The sequence below is a fragment of the Bacillus pfraonensis genome (assembly GCF_050768835.1).
Lineage (GTDB): Bacteria > Bacillota > Bacilli > Bacillales > Bacillaceae_G > Bacillus_A > Bacillus_A pfraonensis.
In genome coordinates, this window is record NZ_JAHCDO010000027.1 from 22,190 (window position 1) to 44,008 (window position 21,819).

Sequence of the window (21,819 nt, forward strand, 5' to 3'; positions counted from 1 at the left end):
CTAACCTCCTATTTCTAATTCCGCACTAAATAGTGCCATATATATAAACTCATTTGCTGCTGTCTTCTCAACGAAATTAGGCTCCACATACACATTTAATCTTCTTAGTGTATAGGAGCCGTCAATAGCGTTAAATACACGCCTATGAACGTTATTTAATTCCCTTGTAATAAATTCAACTGTGTTATTTACTTCCAGTTGGTTACTACTTTTTGCAAGAATTTGAATTTGTTTGTTGATAATTTCACCATCGTAATATTGCTCTCCTGGAGCAGAAGGAATCATTCTTATAGCAATACTTTTTCGTGGTGTATCATTTACTCCTATATCCAATAAATCGGCTTTTATAGGAGCGAATAGAATACTAGGCTGTAAAGAAGTAGTTAAATGCTTCTTGATCGATTCAATTAGCCATATCATGTTTGCCCTCCTATAAGTTCCGTTTAATCTCGTTTTCTACGATTCTAGCCCAATCCATAACATGCCTAGCCTTTGCTTCCTCGAACCAGAGACCTCTGGCATTAGGATTAACATCTTTAGAGAAATTATATTGGGGATTATAATAAATCCTCCTTGCATAAGGGGTATTCCACTCTATATGACCTTCTCCAGGTCTACTGAAACGAATAGAAGAACGTTCTAACTCACCTGTATCTTTTGGTATATAAAAGTTACTATCTTTAAGCACCTGCTGATCTAATGCGAATTGTGCTTTCTGAATAGCTTCCATTACTTGCCCTTCAATAGCAGGTGTATCGAGTTTAATATTTACCCGAATCATACAAGCACCACCTCCACATGGTGAAGACTGCTTCTATCATAAAAGTCGCTAACTTTACTAACGGTCATTTCTTTTCCGTTGAATATGACTTTTGACTTTTCTTTGAAAGTAACGGGTGTTGAATGTACTGCATCATGAAATAACAGTGTTTGCATAACAGTACTGTCGCCATTATCATTAGATACAAATGTCTTTTTAGGTTCAATTCGTACCCTTTCAATCGTTGCAGCAGGTGCATAGTTATCACTTCCACCCCAAGTGTCATCCTCACCCTTATATTCCAAATAATCGACAGTATGGATTAATAATGAACGTCTGATTGGTTTAGCCATGTACACACACACCTGAGTAAAGTAATCCAGTCGGTCGTAAGTAATCAACTACGGTAATTGCATAACGATCATAATGACTAGGTGCATCTGCTGCCCCTGCACTCATAACATTCTCAGAATAAGCCCCCACAGAAAAACCTCCGCTACCTTCACTTACAGTTGCAGAAGTTTCTCCATTAATCGCTAAAAACTCAACTTGAGCAGCAGTAGCTTTTTTTACCTGCTTCTTAATAAAAGGTGCCAACTTATCAAAGTCGACGCCTTCCAATTTATAATTTATAACGTGGTCGATTTGATCACTAGCACGAGTGATTAACCTATCCAATAGCACCACATCCGATACTGGAGTACCTTTGTATTCGTCATTGTAGTAATCAGCATCTATATATACCATGAGATCACCTACTTAGTAGCAGCTTCCTTCTTCAGCTTGGCTACTTCTGATTTTAGCTTTTTATTTTCCTTCTCCAACTCATCTTTTTCGTCTAGTACTTTGTTGTACTCAGCCAACGAAACATTTCGTCCGCCTGTCGCACGAGTGACAATGTTACCCTCTTCATCAATTTGGTCGTAACCATCGAGTAGATAACTAGCTAAACGATCCTTATCAATATTTAATGTTTTATTTAATCGTTTTACTTTTACAACGTTACTCATCTACATTCTCCTTTCATAAGAAAAGAGAGAACTGTTTAAGTCCTCTCTTACGCTCCTGCACCCACAATATTAAATTTCACACCATCAGCTTTAGCTTGTAGTAAGAATACATCCCAGTACTTACGCTCGTAGTACAGATATTTACCGCCAGTTGCCGCGCTAGGTGTATCAACGTCTACAAACTCATATTTTTGTGGAGCTACAACTGATAATGGGTGAATTAAAATCATGTTGATTTGCTTCGCGGTTGGATCAGCTACTGCGCCACTAGTAAAGTTATAAGCAGTTTTCATACGAGATGAAGGCACAGTTACAATCGTTACATCATCTAAAGAGTAGACATTACGATTGATTGCATTTTCGCCAGTACCTTTGATATCAAGTGTACGTTGAATTTGTTCTGCTTCTTTTAGTAACTTTTTAACCGCAGGAGTTACATAAAGGATACGACCTTCTTGCGGAACTTCCGCTTCATCCATTTCTAACATGAATGTATCAAATACTCCTAAAACATTTGCAGCGGTAAGAGCAGTAACATCTGCTGTTTTCCCGAATCCAGTGAATTCAGAGTAAAGTTTAGATGCCATGTATTTGTCATGTTCTGGAATTGACTCTTCATTTACGAATACACGAGTAATGTTTGCAATAGAAACAGCCATATTTGTTTCATCGATATCAACCGGATCAACTAAGGTACGGAATTCACGGTCATGAGCTAAAGTCTTAGGCTCAAATGAGTTGTCAACACGACGAGTGTAACCACCGACAACATTACGATCAACATCAGTATATCCGCCAACTTTGATACTTGGAATCTGAATCGTTTTAGGGCCAGTCCATTTGATAATATTGTTATTCGGCGTATTGTATAACGCTCCAAAAGATGCACCTTTCGTGAATTTTTGAACCAGTGCTTCTTGATATTGCGTAGCATAATTTAATGTAGCCATGTAATAAATCACTCCTATTATTTAAATTTTAGATTTGTGCAAAAGCGGCTTTCCATTTATCAGCTTCAGTCAACGTTTGTTTCTGGTGTTGACCAGTTGTAAATGTAGGCTTTGGAGTTCCTTGTGGTTCTTCCACTACACCTTTAAAATGAGGGAACTCTTCAACTACCATTTCGATAGCTTTTGTAATGTCTATATCATCACTAACCTTTGTTTTTGCTAGAGTAATAACTGCATTTAAGTTCTTTTCTTCTGTAATACCTGACTTAATCGCAGCGTTTTCTGCTTGCAAATTAAAAAGAGACTCATTCTTTTCTTGCAACTGAGTCTCAAAGGCTGTTAATTTTTCATTTGTCTTTTCTTGCTCTGTTTTCTGTGATTCCTGGTACTCATTCCAACCTTTTACCGTTTGTTTTAGCTGATCTAAGTTATCTACACCAAGTTTCTTTAGTAACGCTGCTTCTTGTTGCTGTTTAGCTTCCTCTAATTGTTCTTGTGTAAAAGTAACTGGCGGTTGTGCAGGTGGTTCTTGATTTGCTGGCGGTGTAGTTTCTGGTGTCGCTACATTAAGCTCACCTCCTTCCGGTGCAACTGGTGGATTTTCTCCCCCTTCAGAGAAGAACTGCATTTCATTTAATCGTAATCTATATGGTTTTAGCATCGTAATTCCTCCTAAACAATTTGTTCGCGGTTATATTGGCGTTTACGCTTCGTTTGATTAATGAACTCTCTCATATTAGATTGGCGTTGTGAAACCTTGTTCTTCGCTTCCTTCACACCTTCTGCATCGCCCAACGCTTCCATAACCTTTACTTCTTTCTTCGCTTTCCTGATTTGTCGTTCTAAGCTTCTTTGTTGTTGGCTTTCCTTATATGCTTTTGAGTTCTCATCATTGTCGTACGGTTCATAACGCTTAGTCGATTTCCCTTGTATATAAGGATAGATGATATGACGACAATTCACGCCTAGTAACCCTGCCGCTTCACCATACGATGTACTGGAGAACGGAGGGTATCTCTTGCTCTTTCCGCTTTTAGAGTAGATACGTCCTTGATACGGAGCACAGCGTGGTCTTGCTCCAAGGTGTGAGCTTGTTTCAATTAGATCTACGTCGTATTCGTCCATGCGAGTCATCTGCATCTCATTTGCTACATTCTGACTAACAGAACGGGTAATCATATTCACATACGCTTCAGCACTCCAACGTTTACCACCTTTATCGATTAAAGCCGGAATCCCTCGCTGTGCCCATTCGGAAACAGTCTGCCTAAGTGCTTGTTGCGGAGTTATAACACCACCTAGCAGTTTACCTACTGTCTTATTTAAAACATCAAGATAAACCTGTTGCGACTGTTTCAACATCGTTGTATTTACAAGGTTCAGCGTATCTAAAGCTTGTTGCTCATAAGCGTTAAGTATTCCGATTAACGCGGCACTTGTATACATCGCAGGAGCAGCTGCTATACTTCCCGCTTGTACTGCTTCCTGGTATAACGGTTCGTGTTGTTCCACTGCCATAAACCCAGCACCTTCTAACATCTTCCGCACTTCTTCAGCCGTTTTACCACTATGACTAGCTATAGTATTCATTTGTTGTTGATTTAACTTACCTAACTTATTCAACTGAACAATGCGCCAATGCTGATACTCCATAAAATCCTCGGCAGTTAATAGTAATTCCCTATCATACTTTAGCATTCGGGCCATATTTAAAAGCAACTCTTCTTCGATCGCATTGTAGATATCCACTACAAACATAGAGAGTTGCTGTAACTTCTCAGGAGGGAGTGCCATTACCCTTCATCTCCTGAACCTTTATTTTGTTGTTTGTTATTCATCCCGAAGAAATCAACGTTTTCCGGCATAACTATCTTGTTCTCATTTTGTATTTCCTCTACGATTTTCTTCGCTTCTTCTTCAGACACACCATGTATCTTCATAATGGCTAACTTCTTAGTAGTTAATCCATTCATAACAAGCGTTACCTGCTTATTGATTTCTGCTGTTTGGTCTTCTGCAATGGAATCATCAAAAGTAACAGTAACTTCATATTCATCTGTACTCTCGAACTCATCATATAAAGAAGCGATTTCGATAATAATATCAACCAAATCACGAATACCATCTTCAATAATCGTTTCATGAGACTGCTTTGTCCTGAACGTCTTGGAGTTTTCACTGACAACCTCTGTTGCAGTTTTAACGCCTTGTCCATCAAAACTAAAAGCTCCAGCGGAGAAGCCAACTTGCATCGATACATAGTTTAATAGCGCGTTGATAGCAGCTGTATGCTCTTCTACACGCAATTCGATTGATATATCATGTATTGGTTTAGCATTATCTTCAAAGTTCATTGCCTCATACACTTCATCAGTCGCATCGAAATATCTCAAAGGCATACCTGTTTGTGGATCTACAACTGTTCTGATTGCAGAAGTTGGCACCATAATACGTTTCTTCCCTAAAACAAACTCACGTTGGAAGCTATCGAATGCGATATCAAGTGATTTCAAAGTACTTAATGCGTTAGCATAGATTGAAATTCCAAGTGGTGAATATAAATCTAAGTTATTTGCTGTGTTAGGTTTAAAGTATACGAATATAGGTCTTGATATATCTTTAATCCCTACTTCTTCCTCTAAGTTAGGATATAAAGTAGAAAGCGGAACTTTCACACCCAAGTCGCCTTGATTCTTGCTCTCGTACAGCTCATTCTTAATTACGTATCTTTCCCCTGCTTCTCCTTTTTCAATAAGGTGCCATTCAAGTAGTGTGTACTTCTTATCACCCTTTGAGACTTCATTTACAAACACGCCTTCAGTGATGTGCTTGTTATCCCATGCAATAGGAATAAAACAGTCTGCTGTGACGTAGGAAAGCTTAATGCCTTCATCCCAGTAAACTTTAATAACCATTCCGCCCAAAGCGAAGGTGTACTCTAGATACCTTTGAAACTCCTTAATGAAGTTGTTTTCATCTAGGACATTCTTGATATTATCTGAAAGGGTGTCATCAGAAATGTTAATCGAACACTTCTCATTAAAGATGAGAGCAGCCATCTCTTGTGATATAACTTTCGCCATGTTTAGCGATGCCATCTTTCTGCTTTTCTTCCCTTCAATCGTATGATACTTAACATCATGCCAATCGCTATAATATCCACTGTATAGTGCCTTCCACATATCGATATTCTTGTAGGATTCCTCATTAATAGGTATTTCTTTTTTATCAGATATCTTTTTAACTCCACGAATTAGGCCCATTTTATATAGCCACCCCCTTACTTTTGCAACGATGTTACTAAACAAGTTCTCACCGCCTTATTTTACGTATTGTTTATAGAAGTAGTTGTTTGCGTATCTACATTCATCTAGTGCGTGGTTATAATCATCTATCGGTTCACCGTTATCCAAACGTACATACATACCAATTTCTTTTAAGAAGTTATAATGATCGTATTCATCACATTCAACGAGAATGAATTGTTCATTAGTAATGGAATTTTGAAGTCGTTCAATACCAACCTCTTTCCCTTTACTTGCTCCCTTTACATCATGAGCGTTGTTATCAGCTGCTCTCGTTTGAATTCCTAACAGGTGCAATTCTTCTCTCAAAGACTTACATGCAGGGTCAACAAACACTTCTGTATAATGCATTTCAAACTTCATAACGCACCATTCTATGAACTTTTTAATCTCTTTTGCATAAGTGGACATTGCCTTAACTTGTCCTGTATCTTTCCCACTGTGATAGTAGTTAGCTACACGCAGCAGTCGGAACTTATCCTCATACCTCACTACAATATGACAACTGCATGATGTAGCATCTGATTGACCACCATCAGCAGTAAAGTACATTTCGTACCTTTTGCCACGAATAGCTGGTATTACATTCTTTTTCATATCAAACATCGAGTAGATAACGCCTTGTGGCATAACCCGCTTACCATACCAATCTCGTTCCAATAGATAAGGGTTCTTCGAAAGGATATCGTATATTTCTTTCTTACGTTCTTCAGTAATAATCGGATTGTCTTGTATCGTCCAATGAGTCCATCGAGTATCCTGTACATCAAATACCTCTGAAATAACTGGATGATGTGGAGCGGGAGGGTTTAAATCTGCTAAATGATAACGATCTTGAGCAGCGAATGTACGCCTAAAACATTCTTGAATCATACCTAGATTAAGTAAGTTAATCTCACAAAATACTACGCTACCAAGCGACATACCAGTTACAGCACCAACACTATTACTTTTGCCAGCGCCTTTGTAATACACTTTCTTAATATCGTTAGGAGTGTGTATTTCAAGGTGTGATCCATGTTCATCATGCTTAATCTCAGCTAAATTACCGAATATATGCTGTAACCCAGTGCCATCACCATCTATAAATAAACGGTATGCTTGTTCCTGGTTATACGCAGTAATTAAATGGTTTGTGTCTCTTGTTCGAGTTAAATAATCAGCGTAGCGGAAATGCCCTGCTGTTGTTTTCCCTGAACGCGGTGTTCCTTCAAGTACATCGAAAGTATAGTTATACGGTCGATAGATAACTTCTAATTGTTTAGGGGAAAACTTAATCGCTGTTTTGCTCATATTGTTTACGCCCCTCTATTAAAGCTTCTAACAAACCAGTATCTTTCTTTTGACCTTTGAGTTTAGCAGCGCGCTCTTTAGCGAAGTCAGTATCAGCTTTAAGCTTCTCAACCTGTACATGCTGCATTTCTTTTTGCATACGATGACGTTCTTCTTCAATTTGACGCTTGAAGTTGTCAGGAACCAAGTCGAAGTACTGAGCCAATTTATCTAATGCTTTCATCTTGTCGGCAAGTTTAATGGAAACACCATCTCTTCCTTGTTTTACTTCGGTAATAATCGACCCATCAACTACTTCATGATCTTGTAAGTCAACAAAATTCATCATTCTTGTAATAGGAGTTCCATCTTCACTTTCAAACTCAACTTCTCTTTGCCCAAAGGTCACATAGTTAGTAATATCAGCAAATGCAATCTTAATGTACTCTTTCAACACATCCATCGCTTCCACGAATACATTTTCAACCAACTCACCTTTAAGCTCTTTTATATAAGAAGAAACTCGTTCACGTCGTAATAAACGACTACTCTGCACATGTGCGCTCTCTTTGGCGTATCCTGCCTTGATTGCAGCTTGTGTGCCATTAAAGTACTTCACGTAATACAAACAAAAGAGCCGTTCCTTTTCAGTCAGCTCTTCATCTTCTAAAATCTCTTTTAATTTTTCTTTTGTTTTAGGATTTTTCACATTGGTAACGCTCCTTTTCGCAATAGTAACGTTACCATTCATTTGCTCATCCCATTTGTCTTGTGATTTCCACTTTCTGATTTGCGAAGGCTTGAGGTTTAACTCAGCTGCAATATCAATTAATGGCTTCTCACCTTTACTTGCTTTATATATTTCAAATGCTTTGTCACGATCTGGGCTTCGTTGCCTAGCCATATTCACCACCTCGCGGTAATTCCTTTGTAAAATAAAAACACCCATTCAGGATGTTTTTTCTACTACAAATAGCTATCTTGCATCTTATCTAAATTAGTCCAATGGACAGTCAACTCACCGTTTGAAACATCGGTATGTTTAATCATTAATTTTTCGCTTTCTTCTAGTTCATTAATAAATCCATTACCTTTATCCCATAACCAGCGATATACATCTACATTTTGCAATCCACAATGGTGATTTGCTAAAGCAGGTCCAGATATTCCTAATACAAGAATCTGATTCCCGTCTTTGCAAAAACTTACAGCTTCATAATCTCCTAATTTAGGATATATATAACCCTCTATATCTTCGTTAGTATAATTAGCTTTATTAGTCATTCCGTCACCACCTTTCATATACTTAGGGTTCGACAAGATTAAACAATATCCTTTATAAAATAAAAAAGCAGCTGTTAGGCTACTTATTCAATAACATCTATTTCTTTCACACCATAAAACCCAACGTAGTATACATCGTATGAACAATCTCTTTTAGCATCTTTTATTTCCTCGTCACTTAATGATTCTCTTTCTTTAAGAACGAGACCAAACTTTTCAACTGCTTTATCTTTATTTAAGAAATGTCCGAATGACTCATAATCTTGGTTATATTCATCCGAAAAATCCTTATACACTTCATATATCTTCAAGTGCATCAACTCCTTATAACAAGGATATCACAAGATAAAAAAGCAGCGGATTCGCTACTTATGATTAATTGTAACCATACGTTGTTTGTTAATTAATTTAAAATACATCGTTATAGCAAACGGATAACTAGTATAGAAAATGTTCTATTTTCTATTGTTATACTTTAATTTCTTTTATATGAAAATGAATTTTAAAAGAAATTCAATTTAAATTAACTATCTCTATTTTTGTATACTTTTGTACATCATTTTTCTTCTCATTTCGTTTTGATGTTCTGTATACACAAACAGACATTCATAAATAACTGTTAACCATCCATCTGTATCTAATGGTAAATTTCCATGATCTTCTTTAACCTTCTTCTTAACACGTTCTTTGAATAATTCTAGCTCCATCGATTTCCCCTCCTCTATTTTTGTTCGTTGAGTTTGTTTGTTTTGTTAGACTCAGCAAGCTCATCTATGATTTCATTAAACACTTCTGTTCTATCAAATTCTCCCCATTCACTACCACTATATATTTCATTGCCGCATGCACTACAAGTTAAGTCGTATTCATAGCCCTCGCAACCACACGACTCTCCACATGTTGTATTCATATAATCAATATCATTCTCAGTATTAAGATGATGACACTTCTTACATTCAATAGTCTTTGTCATCCCCTCACCCCTTATCATCCCTTATCGCTCTCAACTGCTCTATTTCCTTTTCTACTGATTTATCAATATCAAGTTGTGATGAACTAGTTACGAATCCACCACCTGCTATTCTTATCGGATGAGTAGCCATATCACTTAAATTATATGGACACTCTTTATTAGAATAGAATTGAATATTTTCAATATCATTAGGTAGTGGTACATTCACTTGAATTGGTTCTTTAATAGAAACGCCTTCTTTTGGTAATTCAATATTATTACAATGAGCTTTTATAGCAAAAGGTCCACCTTCTACATATGTAGCATGTTTAATGACTCTTTCAATAATCTCATTCATTAACTCGCTATATTCATGTTGATTTAAGGTTTTTCCCTTTCGTTTTTGAATAGCATCATCTACTTCTTCAATTACCTTGCCAGCCCATTCACTAATACCTACAGTAACTATCAAAGGTGTGTATGAAGATGTTGAATTCACGCCCATTCCCATCACTTCCTTCGCACAATAAAATAAGACGCTAAACCGATGAAGGTAGCGCCTACAATAATTGTTATTGGTTTAATCATTTATTTAACTTGAACGAACGGTGTAGCTCCGCCGCTTACTTGAGGTAATTTTCCGTCCCATTTCTCAATCTTTTTCATTTCTACAATTTCAGGAGAAAGAGACTGTTTTAAAATATCGTTTGCTTGTGCTTTACCCTTTGCTTCTTCAATATCACGTTCCGCAGCAACGATTGCTTGTTTTTTCTCAACTTCTAACTTCTCTAGTTTTTGTTGAGCATCTACTACTCCTTGAATTGCTTTTGCTGTATTTGCATCCGGTTTTGGGGCTTCTAATGTCACAGAATCAACCATAAATCCAGTATCACCTACAATTCCACGGAATTCTTTTTCAATAGCTGAATTGATCTCTCCTTGATGCTGGAAAACTTCAAGAACGGAATACTTAGAAAATACGTTTAGAGTAGCTTTCTTGATACGAGTTTGCAACCATCCATTCTCTATCACATCTGGTGATTGTCCTTTAAACTTGTTATAGATTTTAGGTAATTTTTCTACATCGTTTGCATAGTCATAAGACAAACTAACTGCTAATGGTTTTCCGTCCTTCGTTTGTACATTGAAATTCTTTACTCGAACTGTTTCGGTAGAAACTGGATACTCCGTTACACGTTTAAATGGAGAAACTAAATGCCACCCTTGTCCTAATGTTTCTTTTTCAACTCCTACACTTCTGTTATAAACTACACCCGCATGCCCTTGATCGATTACCTCTACGCTCATTGCTATTAAAATCCCACCAACTAAAAGACCTGCACCTAATGCTGTTGCTCCTATGATTTTTCTCATTATTTTTCTTCCTCCTTGAAAATGTTTCTAAGTTTTAAAACTGCATTTCCTATAAAACCAAAGATTCCTAATTTACCAGCTATGATCCACGCTACTGATATAATCATAATTATGACTATTAGACCAACAAACAGTGAGAACATATTATTCCTCCTATGTCCATTTTGTTCAGTAATTATGTAATTTCTATATAACAAAGAAAAAAGCACCCGTTATGGATGCTTTTGTTGCATTAATTTAAAAACGACCACTCTTTGAATACTTTAAACATAATTGTTTCATCTCTTCTGTATATTCATGTTTTTTTAGTTTTCTCCATGGGATTGTTACTCCACGTTTTATTTCAACAGCAGACCCATAATAAATATCATTGGAATCTATAGCTATTTTCACTTCCCAATTCCATACAGTGGGTTTAAAGATAAGTTGTAATTCTGGTACTTCAACATTAATTCTCAAGTAGTAGTTTTCTACTCTTGAAGTAAACGAAACAATTTCTTTTTTATCTTCTAAACTCATGGTACCATCCCCCTTTGTCATATAGCCTTATTCGACAAAAAAGAAGAATATCCTACAAAACAAAAAGCCGCCACCGAAGTGACAGCTCAATAGAGGGGATTGGAAAGAGAGATAACAAATGGCAATAAGTATCTCTTCAAGAATAAGATTACTCTCATTCTTTTCTCGATCACCGCACTGTATACTTTAAGCTACGCGCTTTGCGTCAGTGACCGAGAAAAGAGCGAAAGCTCTTCTTGTCTCAACTACTTCTCCCTGGACAATATAACTAACCTTATAAGATATTTACCGCGGAGTTATCATTCTTATAAGCACGTGTGCTAACCATATTGAACCAGGGAGAAACAGTCGAAACCATTTCTCATTTATCCTCCGTAGAGTCACGGCTACAGGGAGTCGAACCCCTCTTTCATGTGCGTGAATCGTGCACCTGGCGCCTACCTTCCGCATTTTCGGATATGGGAATGTCCTTTAATTTGTATCAAGACGTATCATTTCTTCCGACGCCTTGCGTGAACCAACACACATATCGGACAGGGAGGGGGGGGTATCCAATGTATTGGCTCAAACAAAGAGCGGAAGCTCTCTGCCTAGTGAAAGTTCGCAGCGATCACTAGAAGGTGAAATGAATGATTAAATTTAAATTGAAAAATTGTTCTTATTACTTATTACTTCAGTTTTGAAATTGTGCGATTCATTCAATCATATGAACCATCACCCATTCCATTTTCAAATATGGAAATCATAAACATGGCATCTAGTATAGTAATTATATTTACTATCAACTCAGGGGACGACTCCTAAGCTGAATGATAAATACAATAGAAACAGTATGACGAATGCGAGTAATATCACACCCGCCATACTGGAATATGTTTTAATTAGTTTCAATTGGTCTTTTCGTCTCATTACGGATTCTTACCGCCTAGCCCGCCCCTTTTTTGATGCGGTATACGTTACCGTGACATTCTCGCATAAGAACGTTTCACTGATAGGTGTACTAATCCTCTTCGATATGCGGTTGTCAAAGGGCTTGTACATATAATTTATAATTTTTAGCATTTTATTTAGTCCCCCAAAAAGTTCGCGTTTTGTTCGCTATTTTTAGATGATTCCAAGTGCTGTAGCAATCAATTTAACCGCACTCTGCTTCTTCTCATAGAAATATGTCTTCTTAAGTAGTAGATCATGATAAACATCTGAATCTTTTACTCTCTCGTTTGTCAGAAACTTCCGCTCAACTATTTTACGCTCGTCCTCATCTAATAAATTATTAAGTGCTTTCTCTACCTGCTGCACCTTCCATTTACTCGTATTCCTTGAATCACGTAACTCAGGGAATAAACTGATTCCTTCCTGCTCCACATCATTACTAAATCGCATCTTGAGTGCTCTGTATTCCTTTAACACGCTTACTACTTCCTTTTGTACTTTCTTATCATCGATAGCCGGTAATAATGTTAATTGTCTCTCCATGAAGGAATCCCCCTATTTCGAATTTTAGTTTTTACACTTACATCAGGTATGTGAAATTTTAATACCTATCTTCTGAATAAGGGAACGATGCTTAGTAAAGTAGCCCCCACCAATCTACTCTGCATGGTTCCGTTATCCATTAAATCCACTCAGTATACGTAAAACGCTTTGGTTTGCTGAAATATACGTCTACTACTTGTAAACCATTTTCAAAACGATCCCACACATAAATCTTTTTCATCCGTTCAACTCCTTTAAGATCTTGTCCACTTCCTTGTATCCTTGTCCCATATCTCAACAATTAACTCCTGCTGGTGTTGGAACTCCCATAACTTCCTTCTAATCGGAAATCCATCGTTTATAGCCTTCTTACTGCCCTTTACATCTATAACCTCTACACGTCCATCTGAGTACGTTACTTTAAAGTCTGGTGTAAACTTTAATGCTTCCTTTTTTGACTTACCTGATTTCGTTAAACTGCTTTTAATCGTAAATGACGGAATAAGAGTGTAAGAAGGATGGCACTCTATTTGAGCGACATCACTTCTATTCTTTAAATACCTGTAATACCTTGCCTCGGTCCTGGAATCGAATTGTATTCCATCAACGACAGTAGGAATACTTTTAATCCGTGGCGCATTCTTTTTCTTGATTTTCGCCCTTCTCTTTCTAATCAACTAGTAACCTCGCTTTCTATTTCATTTGTTCTTTACACTCTTCAAGAAAATCAATAACTTCCTGAATATGTTCCCTTGTTGTCATACTTTCCATTACGCATCCTTCATCGTTATAAACATTAACTTTACTCCCTTTAAACTCCATTCCACACATTCCGTCTGCACCTAATAGCTTTACGTTATCTTCCATTCTTTTAACCTCACTTTCTATTCAAAGGATTATTTTATTAAGTTTTGATTTTTATATACATTACCGATAATTTCGAACGACACTGCACTCATTCTCAAATCATCATCTTCATCACCATAAGAATCTTTGTAATAAAACATAGCGTCTTTCTCATGCCATTCAACGATATAAATTAAGTCATTATGACATTTGACAATATCACCTAAAAAAATCTTCTTACCATTTTTATCTTTAATGCCCGTATACTGCATGATTTTGTATTCAGCATGATGCCCTTTCGCTATACCATCTACAATTTCATGTATACCTTCTTGTTCAAAGAAATATAGATCATCAATCATAATCATTTCTTTCCGTTTTATGTCCCACGCTCTAAATTCAATTGTTTCCATTTCCCTCTACCTCCCTGAATAAAACTCAACATTCCGTAAATACTGTAGATACCCATTTCTCCATTACCCGAGCAGTTAGCTTTTGCTAGCTGCTCTTTTATTTTCGAATCATTGCTGTCATTACCACTGGTGGCCCGTTCGTTCCGTATTTCATAATTTGAGAAATTGATTTTAATTGCTGAATTCCCTCTTCTTCATTACGTTCGCCTGGGATGATTACCGACGAACAATATAACGGTTGAACTGAGTCGCTGTATGGAGACTCTTCTGCTAAATAAAACTGCGCGACCATTGGAAGTTCTTCTCTTTTACAAATTTCTAAGATTTGCTGCAATAATGGTGCAATTTCCTCATCGTAAACTTTCTCTTTATCGTACATATCAATCCATTCCCCTTTTCTACAAAATGAAATTTTTATATTAATTTCAGTTGCTCGTATAATCTTCTCGGCTTCTTGATCTCTGATATCTCACCATTAAATTGATCAATTACCTCTTGCTTGCGTTCCTCATTCAATGACTTTCTTTCAATATACTTATCTAGGTATTCCGGGTCCCAATCACAGACAACATCCTGATCCATGTACACATCACCCAACCATTTCATAGAGGCCTTATACATATTAGGTTCGTGATCGTACAGTGTTTTCAAATCTTCTCTAATATTTTTAGAGAATGGACATCCGATACATCCTGTTCTTGTTGCTCCATACACCTCATAAGCATCTGATAACCTGATCTCTCTTTTCGCAATGAACTCGTCTACAATTTCATCTGACCAGTCAAAGATCGGCATCGACATAATGAAATCTTTGTTGTTTACCTTCTTGATATGAACACAACTTGTATAAGCAATTGACCTTACGCCACCTTCAGCAACTCGTATTCCTGTAAAACTACCTAGCATGTCATTTTCCTTTGCGTAATCTTCAAATGGATACTTCTTCATGTACTGACAGCATTTATTCGCTACCTTGTACTCTCGATCAGGATGTAGGAAGTGGAATTTAGATAGCGGAAGTGAGTACATTGTTCTAAATCCTTGCTTCTCCCCACCTTTCTCCGCTTCCCCTGAAATCATTTGCCGTACTCGAGCGGAACTTAGTGGATCATCCATATTGTTCTGATATGTGCTCAACGCTTCGCTTTTTAATTTAGATAACGCTGGTTTTCCATATTCCTTTAGGATCGCTCCGAATGGCTTTCTTGGTTTCAGGAACTCCGTGTTAGGGTAAATGGTATCCCTTAGCTCTTTCACATATCGTACAGTCGCTCCTAGCTCTATTCGTGTATTCGCGAAGGCTGCTGTTACTTTATCAGCAAGACCAGCCATGATAAGAAGTTCCATTACCACCCGACTGTCTTTGCCTCCGCTAAAAGAAAGGTAGATCTTCCCGCCTGTTCTTTCGTACTCCCTTTTTATTCGATACAATGCGTCTTCTATAGCAAGTTCTAAACTAAGCAATTGGTGATCCCTCCTTTCTAATAAAATAGCGTTTTTGTTTTAAATTACGATGCTTCAGGAATTGCTAATTTCCTAAAATCATAAATAAACGATTGCATTTTTCTTTTATCAAATTTATATAACCTTTCACTTTCTGTAGTTGGTCTTTCAAGGAATAGTACATTCTTTCCTATTCTCAGATAGCCATTGTTATCAAGTGGTCTGTCATAATACTCGTAATAATCACTCCCGAAGCTATCGCATTCCTTCGAGATTAAGTTCGACCAAGACTTATTAGAAATTTCTTCAATGTATTCTAGTAATCCACTAAACACTTGAGAAGTGAATTCAAATGTGAAATCATGTTTCTTTTCAGCTGCTTGCTCTGTGTTTGCTTCGAAAATAACCGCTGACTTTCTATGTTTAACAATTAGTTCTAAACCGCTTGTACTTGTAAACACTTTATAATTCATCTTTTGTTCCCCTTTTTCTCCAAAATAAGAATTTTGTTTAGTTTTTATAAAGAAAGCGTTCACCTGTAAACCAATTCGAATATTTCCAACAAACTGGAACCAAATCGATTCTTTTAGGAGTGTCTAGCGCATCTTCAATTTCATTACCGTTATCTACTAACTCTAAGAAAAGTTCCAAATTCGCTTCAGTACGTGGTACATATGCGAAATATAAAATCTCGTTATCCGCATCATAATTTTCAATATTCTCAGCTAACTTGTTTAGTATTTCTAATTTAGTCATTTCTCTTTTCCCTCCAAAATAACTATTTTGTTTGGTTTTCTTCTTGTATTTCTTTCACTTTATCTGCATACGGAATTTTTTGATAACACAACCAACAAATTGTTTCTCCTCGGAATTTAACGAACCTTCCAGACTTTTGTTTACATTTCGTACATTTACCTTGCATCCGATTCACCACTCATTCTTTGTTCTTCAAGATATAGATGTAAAGTTGCGTAACCACCAAAGGTCTTAATTAATTCTCCTTTTTCATCTAATAGTTCGTAACCCAAAGTAACCTTTTTAAATTCCCAACCCAGTTCATTTAATCTATCTGTTGCAAGCTGTTTCACTATTCTTCGCATCCGTTGGTCATTGGTCTCCATCTTTTATCTTCCCTTCTTGACAAAATAACGCTTTTGTTATAATTCTTCCTTAGGATATTTAATATAAGATGAGTCGCCTTCAATCATTTCTTCAAAGATTTGGTCAATCCACTCTTGGAACACCGTTAAACCTGTTTCGCCATTACTGCTATGCTCGTTTACATGTTCAGCGAATCCTTCAGCAAATTTCCTTTTGTATTTAACTTTAATTTCTTCATCATAATTATTTGGATTATCATTAAAAGCGACTACTAACATATCAATTGGTAATTTGATTACCACATTATTACCGCTAACCTTTGCGTATTTCATTTCTCGCCCCTCATTTCTTAATAAAATTCAAATTTGGTCTTACTTTACCCCTGTAGATCCGAACCCACCTTTTCCTCTTTCTGATTCCGATAACTTGTCCACTTCCACAAAATGAGCTGTTTCCACTGGTGCTATGACGCCTTGAGCAATTCTGTCTCCTTTTTTGATTTCATATTTAACGCTTGCACATATTCCGTGTTCATCATTGATTCCTAGCGTAATTGAGTTTCCTAGATATGATGTATTGCTGACTATAACTCCTACCTCACCTCTAAAACCACTATCCACCGTACCAAGGACCACTCTTAAAAATGTTTTACGTGAAATCCCGCTCCGCGGTCTTACTTGAAGTTCATATCCTGGTGGGATCTCGAACGCAAGGCCTGTGGGAATCACTTTTGTTTCTCCCGGATTAATAATTACATCCTCTGCTGCTACTAGATCGAAACCAGCATCAAATTCTCTGGCATATTTAGGAATCTCTACTGATTCATTTAACCGCTTGATTTTCACTCGTAAGTTCATGTCCTTGCCCCTTCCATCTCATAACTAAAGTTTGTAATCGTTCACTTTCTTCTTTGTGGTGTTTGTAATGTGACTCTGCCATCTGTAACTGTGCTCGTAAATTATTAATCTCGCAAAACCACTTATTAGCCTGTCCTTGCTCATGATTCAGTGCTTGTTCATACAGATCAATATGTTCAGTCTTCATCCAAACACCCCTTTATAGTCCTAATTCGTTCATGATCTTTCCTTCTTCAAATCCTCTCACGACATTTCCGTTTTCAAACTTAAAAGCTGGTAAACTCATTAAACCTAACTCATCAGCTTCCGCTTTATAAGTAATGTTTTCTTCAATATTTCTTTCTTCCAATTCAATCTCTACTGGCGCGAATCCTAAGAAATGCTTTGCTCGCTTGCAGTTTGGACAATCGTTTTTTGTATACATAACGATCTTAGTTGCCATTTCGTTCAGTCTCCTTTGCTCCTGCTAATAGTTGAGTGATTTCATATACACTGTTCTCCATTTGTTTCATTTCCTTCATCTCCTCATGATTTTTTAAAGTATCTTCAAGCATCACTTTAGATAAAGCTAGTGCAGTACAAAGGAAAGCTTCTGATTGACCTTTATGGTATCCGGAAAGCCCAGAATCCCCTTTCGCGAATGCTTCGTCAGCATACTTATTGCTTTCTGTTGCTGCTTCACACAATTGACTAATAACTTTTTCAATATCCTTCCTCATTCTCCCCATCCCCTTTTATCAATTCAAACAGCTCCTGCTCTGACATCTCATAAAGCTGCCGCCCTGTATCTTCTTCCTTATAAATCCCTTTCGTTAATAACACATCGATGTAGATTTGTTTCCTGTCCATTACCTCATGCCTTTCACATAGTCTTCCTTTAAATCGCTTGCAACATCTTCTTTTCTCCGTATGCTTCAGCTTTTTTATTAATTCTTTTTAACACTCTGCATATCTGAGCTTGACTTGTCTTAAGTTCTTTTCCGATATCTCGTTGCTTTATATTTTTAGAATGAAGATCCCATATGATGTATTCTCGGCTGTCTAGTGTATTTAAGAATGATTGGAGAACAATCTTGTTATTAACATCTTCTTGCTCATCCTCAGAAGTTTCATCCATCAACATACTCTCTAAAGTAATGTCCTCACCTTCTCCAGATCGATAAATCACCTGATGAATTGAAGTTGTCTTGGAGTCGAAATCTAAAGCTAATTTTGCAGTTTCTTCTGAAACATCCAATACACTTGCAATTTTCTCTACTCCTTCCCCCTCCAACTGCTTTACTGCAATATTCCCTTTAGTTCTGTACACTTCTCTCGAAACCTTAATCTTTTGTAAATCGCGAATCCATCTCTTCACTTCTCCTAGTATTCTAGGTACAGCATAAGTTGAAAATTTAAATCCGAGCTCTGGCTCAAATCCGTTTCTAGCTTTCACTAACCCCATCATTCCGCATTGCACTAAATCATCCATATCTAAGTTCGTTTCATGTTCTACGCTTTTCGCTCGTCCTGCAAATGATTTATGAACATAGTAATGAACAAGTTTTTCGTATTTGTTCATGAACTCTTCATCATCCATCGTTTTGATATCTTCCACTTCTGAATTCACCTTTTCTCCCTCCTAGATAATTTTCTTACGCTTTCGTAAAGGCTTTGTTGCTGCCACTAACGGATCCATCTTTCTTTCTACTCTTTTGTAAAATGTTTTAGGTTCGATCCCATTCTTTGTAGCAATCACGATATATTCGCTGTACTTTTCTTCTTTTGGCGTTGTAGCGGCGTCATACGGTGTCATTCCTTCTCTGAGACGTCGATAGTATGTCGATTCGCTAATACCTGTTTTCTTAGCCAATTTCAGCATTTTTACATTTTTCTCTCTACCTTCGTAACTTGTTCCTACTGGAGATGTTATTGCTCGTTCCATTGTCCACCCTTGTCTCAATCTTTGATCAAGTAACTTATTACTAATTCCAATCGATGCTGCTTGTTGGATTTCTTTAGTGGTAGGCACTTGGTAATTCATTTTCATCGTTCAGATATTCTCCTTTCTAATCCAACTCCATAATTTCTTTAAGTGTCCTATCCGAAACATAGGTCTTAATAATTTGAATCCTGCCGTATTTATCTCTAGCCATTCCCTCGGCTTCGCCCTCTGTCTTCGCTTCAAACCAGCGTAATTTCTGTTTTTCGTCTTTGTCATAGAACTCTACCGCATACGTTGGTATAACTGGATTCTTCGAGAGGAATTGCTCCGCTGTGCTCTTTGCTTTGTAGTCGAAAGTTCCTAATATGTCGTCAAATGATAGCTGTCCTGCCATCTTAAACGCCTCCGTTTTTCAGATCTTTCATATCTTTAAGTTGTATCTTCAAGATGTTTATAATTTCAGATGTGGAATTGTATGCATTTCTCCATCTCATACAGTTAGCTTCCGCTTGTGCTTCTGCTTTCCGATGGTCACTTGCAGCAAATTCCGCTTGCATCTCACGTTCTTTTGCTGTTCCATTTGGATTGTAAGTGAAGCATTTCGCTATTGTTTCCTTCCGAACTGCCTCGGCCATCTTCCAGTCACTTAATGATGCTGCATGCAATTTTCCTGTCAGTGAGAGAATATCTCCATATATCTTGAGTTTTTCGAGCAAATCCCCTGGAAGATCCTCATTCAATCCTGCTGCTCTTGCATAAAGTTCCTTTAACTTCTCTTCATCCTTTGCCATTCCTCATCACCCTTACGCCGCTGCGCTAATACCGCGCTGTATCATATAATCTGCTAAATACTCGTTCATTTTGTTTCTGAATCTTTCTTCAAAGAAGTAATTCAGCTTGTCCACTTCATCAGCAAAGGTTACTGCTTTTCGTTCAAATACAAGGTATTCAATCAGTAGCCAAGCACTTACGATTCCGTCCTTCTTCGCTTCTGTGTACATATCTAAAATCGTCATTAGGTCACGCTCCTCGGTCGATGAATAAATTAGTCTTTTTAACGAACTGAAACGGTAATGTTCCAACGAATCCGTTACGGTTCTTTGCAATAATTAACTCAACATCATGTATGTCTTCCACTTCTCTTTGCTCTCTATCAAAGTAAGCTGGTCGATGCGGGAAGATAATCACGTCTGCAATCTCCTCTATACTTCCTGATTCCCTTATATCAGCCATTGTCGGCGCTTTATCTTGCTTTCCTTCCACTCCACGATTCAGCTGTGCTACGAGGATAATAGGCACGTTAAATTCCTTCTGCATTTCTTTCAGTTGTTTCATGATGTATGTAAATTTCAGATGGTTGCTGTCAAAGGATTCGTCTATATCAACATGTCCTAAGTGGTCGATAGCAAAGAGATGTTTCTTACCTGGATTTTCTTTAACAATTTTGCGAATCACCGCACGAATCTCGTTAATGTTATTCTCAGAGCGAACATTTATATTGAGTTCTGCTAACTCTCCGCATGCTTTGTGGTATTTCTCCCAATATTCTTGGCGGCCATTAAAGAACTTATTTGGATTGTTCATTGTAGCTACTGGAATCTTTCCTTCTGTTGCAATCCATCTATCAATGATCTTCGTTTCATCCATTTCACAAGAGAAGAATGTTCCCATGTAATCTTGCGATGCCTTTGCGCCCCTTCTCATTGTTTCTAATACAAAGGCTGTCTTTCCGACTGATGGCCTTGCTGCTACAATGATTAAATCTGAAGGTTGCCATCCATCCAATGCTTTGTTAAGACTCGTAAACCCTGTTGGCGTTCCGCTCAATCCATGTTCCGGCATAGCGCTATGTTGTTGCACCCTCATTTGTAACTTCTCTTTAAACGAAGGCTGTGGCTTTATAGTGGCAACTTGCACATTATTAATCTTGGAAATTAGCTCATTCAGTTGTTTAGAACTGTGAACGAATTTCGATTTCTCTTTGAAGTTTTCAACCTCACTCAGTGCTTCTTCAATTGCAACAAACTCAATCATTTTGTCCTGCGTAAATTTGAAGTTATGCGTTAACACTCCGAATTCGTAAACTGTGCTTAATGTGTTTACTCCACCAAATGTAGCCATTCTGTTCTCTCCTACTTGAGCAAGAGAGTTCATATCAGCTGGCTTGTCCTCATTTCGTAATTCCTTCATAACTTTAAAAAGGTTTTTGTTATGAGGATTCATGTAATGTTTCGGTTTTAATCTTGTTTCATCTATTAAACTGTTATCTCGCATCATCATGCCGAGACTATAACATTCGTTTTCGTATTGAACCTGGTACTTATCCATCCGTT

Annotated in this window: 39 protein-coding genes; all 39 read right to left on the bottom strand. The window is 37.3% G+C overall.

The annotated features are described in order from the left end of the window. Positions 1–420, bottom strand: coding sequence for a phage tail terminator protein (locus KFD70_RS22125; protein ID WP_431613367.1), 420 nt, complete (start codon positions 418–420; stop codon positions 1–3). Between the two features lie 10 nt (positions 421–430). Then, entirely contained in the window at positions 431–781 is a 351-nt protein-coding gene (locus tag KFD70_RS22130; protein ID WP_431613368.1) for a minor capsid protein, read from the bottom strand. Continuing rightward, on the bottom strand, positions 778–1,113 hold the full coding sequence (locus KFD70_RS22135) for a putative minor capsid protein (RefSeq protein WP_431613369.1): 336 nt from the start codon (positions 1,111–1,113) through the stop codon (positions 778–780). The genes KFD70_RS22130 and KFD70_RS22135 overlap by 4 nt, the downstream gene beginning before the upstream one ends. Beyond that, positions 1,106–1,507: a head-tail connector protein gene (locus KFD70_RS22140; RefSeq protein ID WP_431613370.1), complete on the bottom strand. Its 402-nt coding sequence runs from the start codon at positions 1,505–1,507 to the stop codon at positions 1,106–1,108. Before KFD70_RS22140 ends, KFD70_RS22135 begins: the two co-directional genes overlap by 8 nt. A gap of 8 nt (positions 1,508–1,515) precedes the next feature. Continuing rightward, positions 1,516–1,770, bottom strand: a complete 255-nt coding sequence (locus KFD70_RS22145) for a hypothetical protein (protein ID WP_431613371.1) — start codon at positions 1,768–1,770, stop codon at positions 1,516–1,518. 47 nt (positions 1,771–1,817) lie between these two features. Continuing rightward, positions 1,818–2,720, bottom strand: coding sequence for a capsid protein (locus tag KFD70_RS22150; protein WP_431613372.1), 903 nt, complete (start codon positions 2,718–2,720; stop codon positions 1,818–1,820). Between the two features lie 28 nt (positions 2,721–2,748). Beyond that, complete coding sequence (locus KFD70_RS22155) at positions 2,749–3,381, bottom strand: hypothetical protein (protein ID WP_431613373.1); 633 nt, start codon at positions 3,379–3,381, stop codon at positions 2,749–2,751. An 11-nt stretch (positions 3,382–3,392) separates the two neighbouring features. Further along, positions 3,393–4,514: a phage minor capsid protein gene (locus KFD70_RS22160; protein WP_431613374.1), complete on the bottom strand. Its 1,122-nt coding sequence runs from the start codon at positions 4,512–4,514 to the stop codon at positions 3,393–3,395. Next, positions 4,514–6,028, bottom strand: coding sequence for a phage portal protein (locus tag KFD70_RS22165; protein WP_431613375.1), 1,515 nt, complete (start codon positions 6,026–6,028; stop codon positions 4,514–4,516). Before KFD70_RS22165 ends, KFD70_RS22160 begins: the two co-directional genes overlap by 1 nt. A 12-nt stretch (positions 6,029–6,040) precedes the next feature. Next, entirely contained in the window at positions 6,041–7,318 is a 1,278-nt protein-coding gene (locus KFD70_RS22170; protein ID WP_431613376.1) for a PBSX family phage terminase large subunit, read from the bottom strand. Next, a complete protein-coding gene (locus KFD70_RS22175; RefSeq protein ID WP_431613377.1) occupies positions 7,299–8,201 on the bottom strand; it encodes a terminase small subunit in 903 nt (300 codons plus the stop codon). Before KFD70_RS22175 ends, KFD70_RS22170 begins: the two co-directional genes overlap by 20 nt. A gap of 62 nt (positions 8,202–8,263) precedes the next feature. Continuing rightward, positions 8,264–8,581 (bottom strand): hypothetical protein, encoded by a 318-nt coding sequence (locus KFD70_RS22180; protein ID WP_431613378.1) that lies wholly within the window; start codon positions 8,579–8,581, stop codon positions 8,264–8,266. Between the two features lie 83 nt (positions 8,582–8,664). Next, on the bottom strand, positions 8,665–8,892 hold the full coding sequence (locus KFD70_RS22185; protein ID WP_241818301.1) for a hypothetical protein: 228 nt from the start codon (positions 8,890–8,892) through the stop codon (positions 8,665–8,667). A gap of 222 nt (positions 8,893–9,114) precedes the next feature. After that, positions 9,115–9,288: a hypothetical protein gene (locus KFD70_RS22190; protein WP_431613379.1), complete on the bottom strand. Its 174-nt coding sequence runs from the start codon at positions 9,286–9,288 to the stop codon at positions 9,115–9,117. A gap of 14 nt (positions 9,289–9,302) precedes the next feature. After that, positions 9,303–9,554 carry a transcription initiation factor TFIIIB gene (locus KFD70_RS22195; protein WP_431613380.1) on the bottom strand — a complete coding sequence of 84 codons (252 nt, stop codon included), beginning with the start codon at positions 9,552–9,554 and terminating at the stop codon, positions 9,303–9,305. Between the two features lie 4 nt (positions 9,555–9,558). Next, positions 9,559–10,038 carry a hypothetical protein gene (locus tag KFD70_RS22200; RefSeq protein WP_431613381.1) on the bottom strand — a complete coding sequence of 160 codons (480 nt, stop codon included), beginning with the start codon at positions 10,036–10,038 and terminating at the stop codon, positions 9,559–9,561. 83 nt (positions 10,039–10,121) lie between these two features. Beyond that, a complete protein-coding gene (locus KFD70_RS22205; RefSeq protein WP_431613382.1) occupies positions 10,122–10,907 on the bottom strand; it encodes a prohibitin family protein in 786 nt (261 codons plus the stop codon). 237 nt (positions 10,908–11,144) lie between these two features. Continuing rightward, positions 11,145–11,426 (bottom strand): hypothetical protein, encoded by a 282-nt coding sequence (locus KFD70_RS22210; protein ID WP_431613383.1) that lies wholly within the window; start codon positions 11,424–11,426, stop codon positions 11,145–11,147. 1,104 nt (positions 11,427–12,530) lie between these two features. Beyond that, complete coding sequence (locus tag KFD70_RS22215) at positions 12,531–12,902, bottom strand: ArpU family phage packaging/lysis transcriptional regulator (protein ID WP_000441079.1); 372 nt, start codon at positions 12,900–12,902, stop codon at positions 12,531–12,533. Between the two features lie 254 nt (positions 12,903–13,156). Then, entirely contained in the window at positions 13,157–13,579 is a 423-nt protein-coding gene (locus KFD70_RS22220; RefSeq protein ID WP_431613384.1) for a DUF1064 domain-containing protein, read from the bottom strand. Positions 13,580–13,595: 16 nt separating this feature from the next. Then, entirely contained in the window at positions 13,596–13,769 is a 174-nt protein-coding gene (locus KFD70_RS22225) for a hypothetical protein (RefSeq protein ID WP_431613385.1), read from the bottom strand. A 29-nt stretch (positions 13,770–13,798) separates the two neighbouring features. Then, positions 13,799–14,161 (bottom strand): YopX family protein, encoded by a 363-nt coding sequence (locus tag KFD70_RS22230; protein ID WP_431613386.1) that lies wholly within the window; start codon positions 14,159–14,161, stop codon positions 13,799–13,801. Positions 14,162–14,258: 97 nt separating this feature from the next. After that, positions 14,259–14,540, bottom strand: coding sequence for a hypothetical protein (locus tag KFD70_RS22235; RefSeq protein WP_431613387.1), 282 nt, complete (start codon positions 14,538–14,540; stop codon positions 14,259–14,261). Between the two features lie 35 nt (positions 14,541–14,575). Further along, the gene (locus KFD70_RS22240) at positions 14,576–15,625 is read right to left on the bottom strand and encodes a phosphoadenosine phosphosulfate reductase domain-containing protein (RefSeq protein WP_431613388.1); all 1,050 of its coding nucleotides are present in this window, start codon (positions 15,623–15,625) and stop codon (positions 14,576–14,578) included. A 44-nt stretch (positions 15,626–15,669) separates the two neighbouring features. After that, complete coding sequence (locus KFD70_RS22245; protein ID WP_431613389.1) at positions 15,670–16,077, bottom strand: hypothetical protein; 408 nt, start codon at positions 16,075–16,077, stop codon at positions 15,670–15,672. 37 nt (positions 16,078–16,114) lie between these two features. Beyond that, positions 16,115–16,360: a hypothetical protein gene (locus KFD70_RS22250; RefSeq protein ID WP_431613390.1), complete on the bottom strand. Its 246-nt coding sequence runs from the start codon at positions 16,358–16,360 to the stop codon at positions 16,115–16,117. 155 nt (positions 16,361–16,515) lie between these two features. Continuing rightward, a complete protein-coding gene (locus KFD70_RS22255; protein ID WP_431613391.1) occupies positions 16,516–16,704 on the bottom strand; it encodes a hypothetical protein in 189 nt (62 codons plus the stop codon). 57 nt (positions 16,705–16,761) lie between these two features. Beyond that, complete coding sequence (locus tag KFD70_RS22260) at positions 16,762–17,037, bottom strand: hypothetical protein (RefSeq protein ID WP_063220754.1); 276 nt, start codon at positions 17,035–17,037, stop codon at positions 16,762–16,764. Positions 17,038–17,076: 39 nt separating this feature from the next. Further along, positions 17,077–17,562 (bottom strand): dUTP diphosphatase, encoded by a 486-nt coding sequence (locus KFD70_RS22265; RefSeq protein WP_431613392.1) that lies wholly within the window; start codon positions 17,560–17,562, stop codon positions 17,077–17,079. Next, entirely contained in the window at positions 17,528–17,749 is a 222-nt protein-coding gene (locus tag KFD70_RS22270) for a hypothetical protein (protein ID WP_431613393.1), read from the bottom strand. The genes KFD70_RS22265 and KFD70_RS22270 overlap by 35 nt, the downstream gene beginning before the upstream one ends. A gap of 12 nt (positions 17,750–17,761) precedes the next feature. Next, entirely contained in the window at positions 17,762–18,004 is a 243-nt protein-coding gene (locus KFD70_RS22275; RefSeq protein ID WP_431613394.1) for a glutaredoxin family protein, read from the bottom strand. Then, on the bottom strand, positions 17,994–18,281 hold the full coding sequence (locus tag KFD70_RS22280) for a hypothetical protein (protein ID WP_431613395.1): 288 nt from the start codon (positions 18,279–18,281) through the stop codon (positions 17,994–17,996). Before KFD70_RS22280 ends, KFD70_RS22275 begins: the two co-directional genes overlap by 11 nt. After that, complete coding sequence (locus KFD70_RS22285; protein WP_431613396.1) at positions 18,265–18,411, bottom strand: Fur-regulated basic protein FbpA; 147 nt, start codon at positions 18,409–18,411, stop codon at positions 18,265–18,267. Before KFD70_RS22285 ends, KFD70_RS22280 begins: the two co-directional genes overlap by 17 nt. Positions 18,412–18,439: 28 nt before the next feature. Further along, positions 18,440–19,171 (bottom strand): sigma-70 family RNA polymerase sigma factor, encoded by a 732-nt coding sequence (locus tag KFD70_RS22290; RefSeq protein WP_431613397.1) that lies wholly within the window; start codon positions 19,169–19,171, stop codon positions 18,440–18,442. 12 nt (positions 19,172–19,183) lie between these two features. Beyond that, positions 19,184–19,591, bottom strand: coding sequence for a hypothetical protein (locus KFD70_RS22295; RefSeq protein WP_431613398.1), 408 nt, complete (start codon positions 19,589–19,591; stop codon positions 19,184–19,186). 19 nt (positions 19,592–19,610) lie between these two features. After that, on the bottom strand, positions 19,611–19,880 hold the full coding sequence (locus tag KFD70_RS22300) for a hypothetical protein (protein WP_431613399.1): 270 nt from the start codon (positions 19,878–19,880) through the stop codon (positions 19,611–19,613). 1 nt (position 19,881) lies between these two features. Further along, positions 19,882–20,277 (bottom strand): hypothetical protein, encoded by a 396-nt coding sequence (locus tag KFD70_RS22305; protein WP_431613400.1) that lies wholly within the window; start codon positions 20,275–20,277, stop codon positions 19,882–19,884. A 12-nt stretch (positions 20,278–20,289) separates the two neighbouring features. Then, on the bottom strand, positions 20,290–20,502 hold the full coding sequence (locus tag KFD70_RS22310; RefSeq protein WP_431613401.1) for a hypothetical protein: 213 nt from the start codon (positions 20,500–20,502) through the stop codon (positions 20,290–20,292). Between the two features lie 4 nt (positions 20,503–20,506). Further along, complete coding sequence (locus KFD70_RS22315; RefSeq protein ID WP_431613402.1) at positions 20,507–21,814, bottom strand: replicative DNA helicase; 1,308 nt, start codon at positions 21,812–21,814, stop codon at positions 20,507–20,509. Between the last annotated feature and the right edge of the window lie 5 nt (positions 21,815–21,819).